The 11,921-nt window shown below is 31.0% G+C and carries 11 protein-coding genes and 1 tRNA gene; 7 read left to right on the top strand and 5 right to left on the bottom strand.

What is annotated here, in order from left to right; all coding sequences use genetic code 11:
- A complete protein-coding gene (gene rpiB / locus ACEQT4_RS08085; RefSeq protein WP_027879351.1) occupies window positions 1–432 on the bottom strand; it encodes a ribose 5-phosphate isomerase B in 432 nt (143 codons plus the stop codon).
- Window positions 433–1,127: 695 nt separating this feature from the next.
- On the opposite strand from rpiB, the gene ACEQT4_RS08080 reads away from it, so the two are divergent.
- The 4 genes from ACEQT4_RS08080 (at window position 1,128) to ACEQT4_RS08065 (ending at window position 5,425) form a co-directional block, all read left to right on the top strand.
- Complete coding sequence (locus ACEQT4_RS08080; RefSeq protein WP_370226906.1) at window positions 1,128–3,371, top strand: ribonuclease R family protein; 2,244 nt, start codon at window positions 1,128–1,130, stop codon at window positions 3,369–3,371.
- A 124-nt stretch (window positions 3,372–3,495) separates the two neighbouring features.
- Window positions 3,496–3,789 (top strand): heavy metal-binding domain-containing protein, encoded by a 294-nt coding sequence (locus ACEQT4_RS08075; protein WP_106680813.1) that lies wholly within the window; start codon window positions 3,496–3,498, stop codon window positions 3,787–3,789.
- A gap of 121 nt (window positions 3,790–3,910) precedes the next feature.
- A complete protein-coding gene (locus tag ACEQT4_RS08070; protein WP_370226905.1) occupies window positions 3,911–4,585 on the top strand; it encodes a head GIN domain-containing protein in 675 nt (224 codons plus the stop codon).
- A 159-nt stretch (window positions 4,586–4,744) separates the two neighbouring features.
- Entirely contained in the window at window positions 4,745–5,425 is a 681-nt protein-coding gene (locus ACEQT4_RS08065) for a LysE family translocator (RefSeq protein ID WP_370226903.1), read from the top strand.
- Window positions 5,426–5,597: 172 nt separating this feature from the next.
- On the opposite strand, the gene ACEQT4_RS08060 is transcribed toward ACEQT4_RS08065, so the two are convergent.
- Together ACEQT4_RS08060 and folB are read right to left on the bottom strand one after the other, a co-directional pair.
- A tRNA-Cys gene (locus ACEQT4_RS08060) sits at window positions 5,598–5,668 on the bottom strand.
- A gap of 44 nt (window positions 5,669–5,712) precedes the next feature.
- Window positions 5,713–6,084, bottom strand: a complete 372-nt coding sequence (gene folB / locus ACEQT4_RS08055) for a dihydroneopterin aldolase (RefSeq protein ID WP_027879346.1) — start codon at window positions 6,082–6,084, stop codon at window positions 5,713–5,715.
- Window positions 6,085–6,236: 152 nt separating this feature from the next.
- Between folB and ACEQT4_RS08050 the strand changes: the two genes are divergently transcribed.
- Both ACEQT4_RS08050 and ACEQT4_RS08045 read left to right on the top strand, forming a co-directional pair.
- Entirely contained in the window at window positions 6,237–8,237 is a 2,001-nt protein-coding gene (locus ACEQT4_RS08050) for a glutamine--tRNA ligase/YqeY domain fusion protein (RefSeq protein WP_370226902.1), read from the top strand.
- 143 nt (window positions 8,238–8,380) lie between these two features.
- Window positions 8,381–8,590, top strand: coding sequence for a hypothetical protein (locus ACEQT4_RS08045; protein ID WP_027879344.1), 210 nt, complete (start codon window positions 8,381–8,383; stop codon window positions 8,588–8,590).
- 47 nt (window positions 8,591–8,637) lie between these two features.
- Here ACEQT4_RS08045 and ACEQT4_RS08040 read toward each other — a convergent pair whose 3' ends face one another.
- The gene (locus ACEQT4_RS08040; RefSeq protein ID WP_027879343.1) at window positions 8,638–9,561 is read right to left on the bottom strand and encodes an SPFH domain-containing protein; all 924 of its coding nucleotides are present in this window, start codon (window positions 9,559–9,561) and stop codon (window positions 8,638–8,640) included.
- 75 nt (window positions 9,562–9,636) lie between these two features.
- Between ACEQT4_RS08040 and ACEQT4_RS08035 the strand changes: the two genes are divergently transcribed.
- The gene (locus tag ACEQT4_RS08035) at window positions 9,637–10,317 is read left to right on the top strand and encodes a hypothetical protein (RefSeq protein WP_370226900.1); all 681 of its coding nucleotides are present in this window, start codon (window positions 9,637–9,639) and stop codon (window positions 10,315–10,317) included.
- Window positions 10,318–10,391: 74 nt separating this feature from the next.
- On the opposite strand, the gene gltX is transcribed toward ACEQT4_RS08035, so the two are convergent.
- Complete coding sequence (gltX, locus tag ACEQT4_RS08030) at window positions 10,392–11,903, bottom strand: glutamate--tRNA ligase (RefSeq protein ID WP_027879341.1); 1,512 nt, start codon at window positions 11,901–11,903, stop codon at window positions 10,392–10,394.
- Window positions 11,904–11,921: the final 18 nt, after the last annotated feature.

Raw genomic sequence — 11,921 nt, 5'->3', positions numbered from 1 at the left:
TTAACACATAGGTATTTTTTCTACTCTATTTTGGTGTCTTCCACCTTCAAATTTAGTTTCTAAAAATGTATCTACCATAGCTATAGCTTGTTGTAAAGCGGTGTAACGTGCAGGTATACAAATAATATTTGCATTATTATGCAAACGGGTAAGTTCTGTAATTTCTTTAGTCCAACATACGCCAGCTCTTACTTTTTGGTGTTTATTAGCTGTCATAGCTACACCGTTAGCACTTCCACAAATTAGAATACCAAAATCTGCAGCTTCATCTGTAACATCTTTAGCTACAGGATGTACAAAATCTGGATAATCTACACTATCTGATGCATCTGTACCATAATTAATAACTGTAATACCTTTGTCCTCTAAATGCTTTTTTATAGCAAATTTATATTCTGTACCAGCGTGATCGTTACCTATTGAAATTTTCATAATAATTGATGTTGTGTTGTTTATAGTGCCTCAAAGTTACTAATTGCTTAGCATTATTAATAATCTTTATATGGTTACTTATCTTTAAATAACTAAAAAAGTTAATAACTTTATTAATTGTTAATTTCTTTACTTTAAGTATTGATTAGTTGTTAATATCTTCTTATTCTTTTTTAAAACTTTTATTTGGATTATTAAGTAAAATTTACAATCCATAACGTTTAGTTAACAACCAAAATAGTTAACCTTAATTTTTTGTAAACTTATTAGCACTAAAATGTCAATTTTCAACGTCAATTTTAAAAGTATTTATTAAAAGTTAATTGTCAATTTACGTTATAAACAGTTGTTAATAACATATTAATTAGACTTTAAAATCAGATAGTTAATACTCTAATAAGTTGTTAATAGAACAAGTTTAACTTAATTTCAAATAAAAACTTCAAAAAGTTATACCGCTATTAACAAGCAATAATCATTACAATTATTTTTTAAAAATTTTAAAAGAAAAGAAATGATATATAATATAAATGTGAATAACGTTTGAAGTCTTTAATTTAACGCTTCCTTAATTCTATTTTAAATTTAAAAATGTAGCTTTGTAAAAACTTAATGACTTTCTCTTCCCACTAATTAAGTTAATTATAAACCGAATTTCACTTAACTTTAGAAATTCAATACATTAAAAAATATAAATGTCAAAGAAGAAAAAGAAAAGGAAACCTAGTCATAATAAGATTTCCAATCTAACAGAGACTATTCTAAACATACTTAGAAAAGAACGTAATAAAACCTTTAACTACAAGCAAATTGCTGCCAAATTAGGCGTTAATGATGCTAGTAGTCGTAACCAAATTATAAAAAAACTTGCGCAGCTTAAAGCTAAGCAAGAGATTGAAGAAGTAGAACGTGGTAAGTTTAAAGCAGTTGTAAATACCGAGTATCATACTGGTATTTTTGATGCGTCTTCACGTGGATCTGGCTATGTAATTTGTGATGCTTTTGAAGAAGATATCTTTATTGCCTCTAACAATGTTAACAAAGCGTTAGATGGTGACGAAGTAGAACTTTATGTCTTTAAACGTCGTAAACGCGGTAAATTAGAAGGCGAAATCACACAAATTATTAAGCGTGCAAAAACGCAATACGTTGGTGTTATACAAATACACGAAAAGAACAATTTTGCATTTGTAGTCCCAGATTCTAACAAAATGACTACAGATATTTTTGTGCCTATTAACAAAATTAATAAAGCTGAAGATGGTGATAAAGTTTTAGTTGAGTTAGTAGATTGGCCAGAAAAAGCAGATTCACCAAACGGACGTGTTAAAGAAGTCCTTGGTAAACCAGGAGAACACAATACTGAAATCCATGCTATTTTAGCCGAATATGGGTTACCGTACGAATTTCCAAAAGAAGTCGAAGATTTTGCAAATCAAATAGATACCTCTATTAAACCAGAAGAAATTAAAAAACGTCGCGATATGCGTAAAGATTTAACCTTTACCATAGATCCTAAAGACGCTAAAGATTTTGATGATGCATTATCCTTTAAAGTTTTAGAAAATGGCTTATTCGAGATAGGAATACACATTGCAGACGTTTCTCACTATTTAGAAGAAGGTACCATTTTAGATGATGAAGCTTACGAGCGTGCAACATCTGTTTATTTAGTAGATAGAGTAGTGCCAATGCTTCCTGAAATATTAAGTAATGGCGCATGTTCTTTACGTCCACATGAAGAAAAATATACCTTTTCAGCAGTTTTTAAACTAAATGAAAAAGCCGAAATTAAAGACCAATGGTTTGGTAGAACAGTAACGTATAGTGATGCAAGATTTGCTTACGAAGAAGCGCAAGCTGTTATAGAAAATAACACAGATTTTGTTATTTCTAATAATACAGAAATCTCATCCATAAAAACAGAAATTCCAGAAGACGTTTCACTTACCGGTAAAACATACAATACACAACCAGAAATAGCCCAAGCAATTTTAGTTTTAGACCGATTAGCAAAAAAAATGCGTAGCAAACGTATGCGTTCTGGAGCAATTAGTTTTGATAAAGTTGAAGTAAGATTTACTTTAGATGAACAAGCAAATCCAACTGGTGTTCATTTTAAAACCAGTAAAGATGCTAACAAGTTAATAGAAGAATTTATGCTATTAGCCAATCGTAAAGTATCAGAGTTTGTTTCTAAAATGAAACCATCAAAAACCTTTGTATATCGTGTTCATGACGAGCCAGACGAAAGTAAACTAGCTGCTTTACAAGGTGTTGTGGCTAGATTTGGTCATAAATTAAACTTTAAAAGTCGCGATAGTATTTCATCTTCATTAAATAAATTATTAGAAGATGTTCAAGGTCAAAAAGAGCAAAATTTAGTAGATACTTTAGCAATTCGTACTATGGCTAAAGCCGAATATACCACGCATAATATAGGTCATTACGGATTAGCTTTTGATTATTATAGCCATTTTACATCGCCAATTAGACGTTATCCAGACGTTATGGCGCATCGTTTATTACAACGTTATTTAGATGGAGAAAAAAGTGCAAACGAAGAGATTTATGAAGAAAAATGTATGCACTCAAGTAACATGGAATATTTAGCCACAAAAGCCGAACGTGATAGCATAAAATACATGCAAATTAAGTTTATGCAAGATCATCAAGATGAAGAATTTGTAGGCGTAATTTCTGGTGTAACCGATTGGGGAATTTATGTAGAGATTATTGCTAATAAATGCGAAGGAATGGTCCGTATTAGAGATATAAAAGATGATTATTACGAGTTTGATCAAGACCAATTTGCACTTATTGGACGCGACTCAAAAAACATGTACCAATTAGGAGACGAAGTTGTTGTAAAAGTAAAACAAGCAGATTTGGTAAAACGTCATTTAGATTTTGATTTAATTGGTAAACACGAAGAGTAAATAGTTATAATTGTCAAACTGAGTTTATCGAAGTGAATTTTATTGTCATTCAGAGCGTAGCGAAGAATCTATTTTATTTGTAACATTTTATAAATTTAAAGGACTAATTAATAAAATATAAACCATGATTTTAACCACAACAAATACTATAGAAGGCTTTAAAATAATAGAATATAAAGGCATTGTAACTGGTACTTCTTTTGAAATGAAAACAAAGTTTTCTTTTAAAGTAGAAAAAAGTAAAGACATCACAAAAGCGGTAATTAACGAAGCTAAGGAACATGCGTTTCAAGAGTTACAAGACAATGCTAAAAATTTAAATGCTAATGCTGTAGTAGGTATTAGTTTTGATATAGAAACTGTAAATGGCTCTTATTTTTTTGTTTCAGTAGTTGGTACAGCAGTAAATGTTGCATAATTAATCATCGGTTCGAGTGATTTATTAAATATTTAAAAATCATATCAAGAACAAAAAATTTGTAAAAACTGTAACATTCAACAAAAAATAGACTCTTAATACAAACAAAACCTTCAATATTATGAAACATTTACTGTCTATTTTAGCGCTAGTTTTTAGCTTAAATACCTTTGCACAAAACCCAAAAAGTCAGCATTTAGGTGACTTTACAACGGTTAAAGTTTTCGATTTAATAAAAGTAAGTCTAGTAAAATCTGATGAAAATAAAGTGATTATTACTGGTGAAGATGTAGACGATGTAGAAGTAGTAATTAAAAACGATATGTTAAAAATACGCATGGATATAGACCGTATTTTTGATGGTACAAAAACCTTTGTTGCAGTACATTATAAAGACATAAAAGTTATTGATGCTAATGAAGGATCTAAAATTATAGGTAACGAGCTTATCACACAAGACACAATCGAATTACGTGCCCAAGAAGGTGCTATAATTATTGCTGGATTAGATGTAAACACTGTAAATGTAAGAGCTGTAACTGGCGGAATTATTGAAACTAGAGGTAAAGCTAACACTCAAAATATTACATTAAATACAGGTGGAATTTACGAAGGAAGAGATTTTCAAACTAAAAATACAAACATAAAAGTACGTGCTGCAGGAGAAGCAGAAGTGACTGCAAGTGATAGTGTAGATGCAAGAATAACTGCTGGTGGAGATATTGATATCTATGGTAATCCTAGAACCGTTACTAAAAAGAATACCTTTGGCGGATCAATTACAGTTAAAGAATAAATAACTTAATTATAGAACAGTTAGGTTTAGCGTAGTCGAAACCTAAATTAAAAAACAAAAGCTTCAGTTTTAAATTGAAGCTTTTTTTATTTCTGTTAATAAGCATTCTATAATCAATAAATAATTTCTTTACTTTGTAAGACAATCCAGCTATACAACATGTTTGACGATATTCTTACTGCAATTCCTTTTGGTATCATTCTATCTTTTACTATTGGACCAGTATTTTTTGTTTTGTTAGAAACTGCTGCAACCAAAGGGTTTAAAAGTGCTTTAATATTTGATGCAGGAGTAATTCTAGCAGATATTTTATTTATTATAGTTGCATTTTTTAGTACCGAAAAATTGGTAGGTAAAATAGAAAAAGATCCTAATTTTTTAATTTTTGGTGGTGTTTTATTAGCAATTTATGGCTTTATTTCATTTATAAAAACCTCTAAATCTTTTAGAGAAATAGTAAGAGAATATCATAAAGTAGAAATTAAAAAAGGCTACGGTAAATTATTCTTAAAAGGCTTTTTGCTTAACTTTATTAACATTGGTGTACTGTTAGGTTGGGTAGCATTTATTGTAATTGCTAATTCTATAACCACGTCTAAAAATGGTGTAATTGTCTTTATTAGTACCATGTTAATAACTTATTTTTTAGCAGATTTAGTAAAAATTACAGCTGCAAAAGCTTTAAAAAATAAGCTTACACCAAGACTTATTTATAAGACTAAAAAGATTGTAGCTTTAGTAATATTGGGCTTTGGCGTGCTATTACTAGTCCAAGGTTTCTTTCCAAAAGAAAAAGAATTACTTAAAGAAAAAATAGAACAGATTAATCCTTTGGATTAGAATTTTAAAAAAAAAGCAACGTCACCTCGAGTGATTTGAGAGGTACGAACAAATTGTATAGAGAAGAAGTTGCATTTAAAGTTATCAATACAACAATCCTTTGTCGTGTCACTCGAACTGACGTAATTAATTGTAAACAAAAAAAGCTTCCAGATTTTCTGAAAGCTTTTAGAGGCGTCTAGCGGATTCGAACCGCTGTACAAGGTTTTGCAGACCTCTGCCTAGCCACTCGGCCAAGACGCCAATTATAATTGGACAGCAAATGTAAAAAAAATAAACTTTTTACACTATTTCTTGAAGTTTTTTCTTTTGTCACTCATAACAATTGTTACTTGTTGTACATCGCCACCAATTGGCGGATTTATTTTACTAACACTTACCGTTGCTTTTTTAATCATTTGATCTTCAGTAAAAATTCGGTTTAAAATACGTCGTGCAACATGTTCTAAAAGTGCGCTTGGTACCTTCATTTCTTCAAAAATAATTCTATTTAAAAACACGTAATCTACCGTATCTTTCAGTTGATCTGTCTTTGCACTATGCTGTAAATTGGCTGTAATTTCTAAATCTACACGATAATCACTACCAATAGCAGTTTCTTCTTTTAAACAACCGTGATGCGCAAATACTCTAATATTTTCAACTTTAATTTTTCCCATTTCAATAAAATTTCAGCAAAAATACCTAAAAATTTTACGTGCTTCATTTTTAAAGTAAAGAACAATTCATTTCAACTAAAAAATAACTAATTTTACACTTTATTATTAAAGTAGATTAATAGCAGTAATCACTTAAAAATAAACCTAATTACATGTCTGAAGAAACAAAATCACTCAATTTTATTGAGCATATTATAGAAGAAGATTTAGCTAATGGATTAGCTAAGGATAAATTACGTTTTCGTTTTCCGCCAGAACCTAATGGCTATTTGCACATTGGTCATACCAAAGCTATTGGTATTAGTTTTGGTTTAGGATTAAAGTACAATGCGCCTGTTAATCTTAGATTTGACGATACTAACCCAGCAAAAGAAGAGCAAGAATATGTAGATGCGATTAAAAAAGATGTGGCTTGGTTAGGTTACCAATGGGAAAATGAGCTGTATTCTTCAGATTATTTTCAACAGTTATACGATTGGGCTGTACAATTGATTAAAGACGGAAAGGCTTATGTAGATAGCCAATCTTCTGAAGCGATGGCAGAACAAAAAGGAACACCAACACAACCTGGTGTAGATGGTCCTTATCGCAACCGATCTGTAGAAGAAAATTTAGACCTTTTTGAACGCATGAAAAATGGCGAATTCAACGAAGGTGAACATATTTTACGTGCAAAAATAGACATGCAACATCCTAATATGTTAATGCGTGATCCTATTATGTATCGTATTTTAAAGAAACATCATCATCGTACTGGTAACGATTGGTGCATCTACCCAATGTACGATTGGACGCATGGCGAAAGTGATTATATCGAACAAATTTCACACAGTTTATGTTCTTTAGAATTTAAACCGCATAGAGAGCTTTACGATTGGTTTAAAGAGCAAGTTTATGACTATGCTAAAGAAACCTATCCAATGCAGCCAAAACAGCGTGAATTTGCACGTTTGAATCTGTCTTACACTATTATGAGTAAACGTAAGTTGCTTAAATTGGTAGAAGAGAAGGTAGTTTCGGGTTGGGACGATCCGCGTATGCCAACAATTTCAGGTTTACGACGTAGAGGTTATACACCAAATTCAATTAGACAATTTATTGAAAAAGTTGGTGTTGCAAAGCGTGAAAACGTGATTGATGTTGCGCTTTTAGAATTTTGCGTACGTGAGGATTTAAATAAAACTGCACCACGCGTTATGGCGGTTTTAGATCCTTTAAAAGTGGTCATTACTAATTATCCAGACGATAAAGAAGAATGGTTAGAAGCAGAAAATAATCCAGAAGACGATAGTGCAGGCTCTAGAAAAGTACCTTTTTCAAAAGAAATTTATATTGAAAAAGAAGACTTTAAAGAAGAAGCTGGAAGTAAGTTTTTTAGATTGAAATTAGGCGGCGAAGTGCGTTTAAAAAATGCGTATATCATCAAAGCTGAAAGCGTTGTAAAAGATGCTGAAGGTAATATTACGGAAGTACATTGTACTTACGATACAGATACCTCTAAAAAAGTAAAAGGAACACTACATTGGGTTTCTATAAAACATGCTGTAAAAGCTGAAGTTAGAGAATATGATAGACTTTTTATGGACGAAGCGCCAGACAGTCATGATGGTAAAGATTTTATGGAATTTTTAAATCCAAATTCTTTAAATATCATTGAAGCTTTTGTTGAGCCAAGTTTAACAGAAGCTAAAGTAGGAGAGCAGTTTCAGTTTCAACGTTTAGGGTATTTTAATGTAGATGACGATTCTAAATCTGACGCTTTAGTATTTAATAAAACGGTTGGTTTACGAGATAGTTGGGCAAAACAAGCACCAAAACAAAACCAGAATCAGCCTCAAAAGCAAACCAATAATCGTCCTGCAATAGAGCAAATAAAGTCTTTTGGTAAAAAGTATGATAGACTACCAGATGATGCTAGAGCAAAAGCAAAAGCAGAAATCTTAGAATTAGCCAAAGACGTATCTTATGAAGATGTTGAGCCACTTTTTAATACTTCTAAAAAGAAAAGTGGTACGCGTATTATTACAATGATCACACTTGGTGTTTTACTTAAAAATGGCTTAGAAAAAAACGAAGCTATTAATGAGTTTATAAATACAGCGTTAGAAGACAAAAACAAGTTGTTGGTAGAAGAAGCACAACAGTTAGCTTAATATAAAACACAAACTAAAACCCGCTAAGAAAAACTTAGCGGGTTTTTATATATATATAAATTTTAACAACCATTTAGTATATAATCTTTTGATTTATAAGTGATTTGAATTATTTTGAATGGATAACTTAAATCAAAAATAAAATGGACGCAATACAAGAATTATTAAGTAAAATTACAGCTAAGACAAGAGAAATAGAAGAAGATTATCCAGAGCTACAAAAGTACTTAGACGAGCAACGTATTACATTACCAAAGGATAATAACGAAACACATATTGATAAACAATCTTTAGAAGATTATCTAAATTCTTTACAGAGTTTGATAGATAATTATGAAAAAGAAAATAAATAAAAAAAGCCTCTATTAAGAGGCTTTTTTTGTGTTTACTATTTTAGATTTTACTCTTCTTCTTTTTTGCGTTTAGCTTCTTTCATAGCTTCACCAATTTGGTTACTTGCGGTAAAACTTGCAACCATTTCGTTTAGCATATTACTTCCAGCTTGTGGCGCATTTGGTAATAAGATTAAGTTACTATTAGTTTCTTCACCTAAAGATTGAAGCGTATCGTAATGCTGCGTTACAACTATTAATGCAGATGCTTCTTGACTATTAATACCAACACGGTTTAAAACTTCTACAGACTCTTCTAATCCACGTGCAATCTCGCGTCTTTGATCTGCAATACCTTGACCTTGTAAACGTTTACTTTCAGCTTCAGCTTTAGCTTTTTCAACAATTAAAATACGTTGTGCGTCACCTTCATATTGTGCAGCAGTTTTTTCACGTTCTGCAGCATTAATACGGTTCATTGCAGCTTTTACTTGTGCATCAGGATCTATATCTGTTACAAGCGTTTTAATAATGTCAAATCCATAGTCTAACATCGCGTCGTTAAGCTCAGCTTTCACCGCTAATGCAATATCATCTTTTTTAACAAAAACGTCATCTAATTTCATCTTAGGTACTTCTGCACGTACCACATCAAATACATAACTTGTAATTTGCTCATGCGGATAATCTAACTTATAAAATGCATCGTATACTTTTTGACTTAACACACGGTATTGTACAGAAACTTTAAGTCTAACAAATACATCGTCTAATGTTTTAGTTTCTACAATGACATCTAATTGCTGAATTTTTAAGCTTAATCGACCAGCAATTTTATCTATTAAAGGAATTTTTAAGTGAAGACCAGATTGTCTTATACTATGAAATTTACCAAAGCGTTCTATAATTACTGCAGTTTGTTGTTTAACAACAAAAAATGCTGAAATTAAAATGATTAGTCCTAAGACTACAATAGGAATTAAAAAAGGCATAATTAATGGTTTTTGGTTTTACTTTATTGATTACTAATTTAAGTTATATTTGTTCACTAATCTATATTATTAGTAATGAAAAAATTTAAACTTTATCTATTAGTAGTAATTTGTAGTCTATTTGTTACATTTTCTTTTGCACAAAGAAGTTCTTACAATATAAAAAACGGATTTGCTCTTGGTGGTGGATTGACTCAGTTTGATATTATTACTGATAATTTTGAAACTAAAAGTAATACAGGTTGGTTAGCACATATGTCTGCAACGGTAGATATTCCACATAAATGGTACAACGTAAGTTACGGTATGCAATTATCTGAAAATAGGATGAGTGTAAACGGATTTGCATCTACTTTAAGCAGTAATTTTGAGCCTATAGATTACAAGATTTTAACCGCTCAAGTTGCTTTTTTAATGCATGTAAAATTAGCTGGACCATATTTAACTTTAGATTTTGGACCAGTTTTACAGTACAATAGTGATTTAGAATTTGATGACGAAGGTCAAGAAGAATGGTTTGTTGCAGAGTTTGATAGCTTACTAGCTAAAGATTTTGTAGACATTACTAATTTTAATGTGAATGGTGCTGTTGGATTAACCGCAGGTTTTGAAAACTTTAAAATAAGAGGACAATATATCTATGGTTTTACTAATATACTTGGTGATTTAAATGATTCTAATGCTGCTAATTTTACTAATAAAAAATTTAAAGGAAATCAAAGCATGTTAACCATAGCTTTATTGATAACGTTTTAAAATTTATACCAAATAAATTAATAAAAAAAGCCTCTAAATATTAGAGGCTTTTTTGTTTATAGTTGATTAATATTTTAACCTATTTTTTCAATTAAATTATCTATACGTTTAACAGTTTCGTTTTTACCAATCATGTACATGATGTCAAAAACATCTGGTCCTTGTAACGCACCAACTAAGGCTAAACGTAGTGGCATCATCACTTTACCAAAACCAATGTCGTTAGACGTAATCCAACCTTTTACATCGTTTTGAAGTGTTTCTACTTCAAAATTTTCAATGTTATTTATGATAGATTTTACGTCTGTCATTATAGATTTTGTATCGTCTTTAATAGCTTTTTTAAAAGCTTTTTCGTCATATTCTGTTGGAGCTACAAAGAAGAAATTACTTAAATCCCAAAAGTCGTTTACAAATGTTGCACGTTCTTTAATTAATCCAACAACCATTGATATGTAATTAACATCTATGTCCTTTAATGCTTCATGGTTTTGTTTAAACGCTTCAGCTAAATCATCATTATTTTGTTCTTGCATGTAATGGTGATTAAACCATTTAATTTTATCTGGATCAAAACGTGCTCCGGCTTTATTCACCTTAGATAAATCAAACGCTTCTATAAGTTCTTCTAAACTAAATATTTCTTGTTCTGTTCCAGGATTCCATCCTAAAAAGGCTAAAAAGTTAACAACAGCTTCAGCAAAATATCCATCTTCTTTATAACCTTTTGAAACATCACCTTCTGGAGATATATATTCTAAAGGAAATACAGGAAATCCTAATTTATCGCCATCACGTTTACTTAATTTTCCTTTTCCTGTTGGTTTTAGGATTAACGGTAAATGAGCAAATTCTGGTGCTTCCCAACCAAAAGCATCGTATAATTGGTAATGTAAAGCAAGACTTGGTAGCCATTCTTCACCTCTAATTACGTGCGTAATTTCCATTAAATGGTCATCAACAATATTAGCTAGGTGATAAGTTGGCATTCCGTCTGCTTTAAACAAAACTTTATCATCTAAAATGTTGGTATCAATTTTTATATCACCACGAATAATATCTTTAAGATGAAGCGTTTGATCCTGCGGACTTTTAAATCTAATTACATAATCTTCACCAGCATCTAATTTAGCTTGCACGTCTTCAGCGCTAAGCGATAAAGAGTTGCTTAACTTTTCTCTGTTATGCCAATTGTAGATAAAGGTTTTTCCTTTAGCTTCATGGTCTTTTCTATGTGCATCAAGTGCTTCTGCAGTATCAAATGCGTAATAGGCATGACCACTTTTTATTAATTGATCGGCATACTGTTTGTATAAGTCTTTACGTTCACTTTGTCTGTATGGACCAAATTTTTCATTTTTATTTGGACCTTCGTCAAAAGGAATATTACACCAATTTAAACTATCTATAATGTACTGTTCTGCGCCTTCTACATAACGGTTTTGGTCTGTATCTTCTATACGTAATACAAAAGTACCGTTGTGTTTTTTTGCAAATAAATAATTAAATAATGCGGTACGTACGCCGCCAATATGTAGAGGTCCTGTAGGACTTGGTGCAAAACGCACTCTAACTTGTTTTGACATTTCTTTTGGTTTGAAAGT

It is taken from the genome of Mesoflavibacter sp. (assembly GCF_964226795.1).
Taxonomy (GTDB): Bacteria; Bacteroidota; Bacteroidia; order Flavobacteriales; family Flavobacteriaceae; genus Mesoflavibacter; species Mesoflavibacter zeaxanthinifaciens.
This window is presented reverse-complemented; position numbering and strand designations above follow the sequence as displayed.

What these genes read in the sequence shown, in the direction of transcription:
- ACEQT4_RS08070 (WP_370226905.1), top strand. Translation starts at nt 3,911, where the DNA reads ATGAAACATTTACTGTCTATTTTAGCGCTAGTTTTTAGCTTAAATACC.
- rpiB (WP_027879351.1), bottom strand. Translation starts at nt 432, where the DNA reads ATGAAAATTTCAATAGGTAACGATCACGCTGGTACAGAATATAAATTT.
- ACEQT4_RS08050 (WP_370226902.1), top strand. Translation starts at nt 6,237, where the DNA reads ATGTCTGAAGAAACAAAATCACTCAATTTTATTGAGCATATTATAGAA.
- ACEQT4_RS08035 (WP_370226900.1), top strand. Translation starts at nt 9,637, where the DNA reads ATGAAAAAATTTAAACTTTATCTATTAGTAGTAATTTGTAGTCTATTT.
- ACEQT4_RS08065 (WP_370226903.1), top strand. Translation starts at nt 4,745, where the DNA reads ATGTTTGACGATATTCTTACTGCAATTCCTTTTGGTATCATTCTATCT.
- ACEQT4_RS08075 (WP_106680813.1), top strand. Translation starts at nt 3,496, where the DNA reads ATGATTTTAACCACAACAAATACTATAGAAGGCTTTAAAATAATAGAA.
- gltX (WP_027879341.1), bottom strand. Translation starts at nt 11,903, where the DNA reads ATGTCAAAACAAGTTAGAGTGCGTTTTGCACCAAGTCCTACAGGACCT.
- ACEQT4_RS08045 (WP_027879344.1), top strand. Translation starts at nt 8,381, where the DNA reads ATGGACGCAATACAAGAATTATTAAGTAAAATTACAGCTAAGACAAGA.
- ACEQT4_RS08080 (WP_370226906.1), top strand. Translation starts at nt 1,128, where the DNA reads ATGTCAAAGAAGAAAAAGAAAAGGAAACCTAGTCATAATAAGATTTCC.
- ACEQT4_RS08040 (WP_027879343.1), bottom strand. Translation starts at nt 9,561, where the DNA reads ATGCCTTTTTTAATTCCTATTGTAGTCTTAGGACTAATCATTTTAATT.
- folB (WP_027879346.1), bottom strand. Translation starts at nt 6,084, where the DNA reads ATGGGAAAAATTAAAGTTGAAAATATTAGAGTATTTGCGCATCACGGT.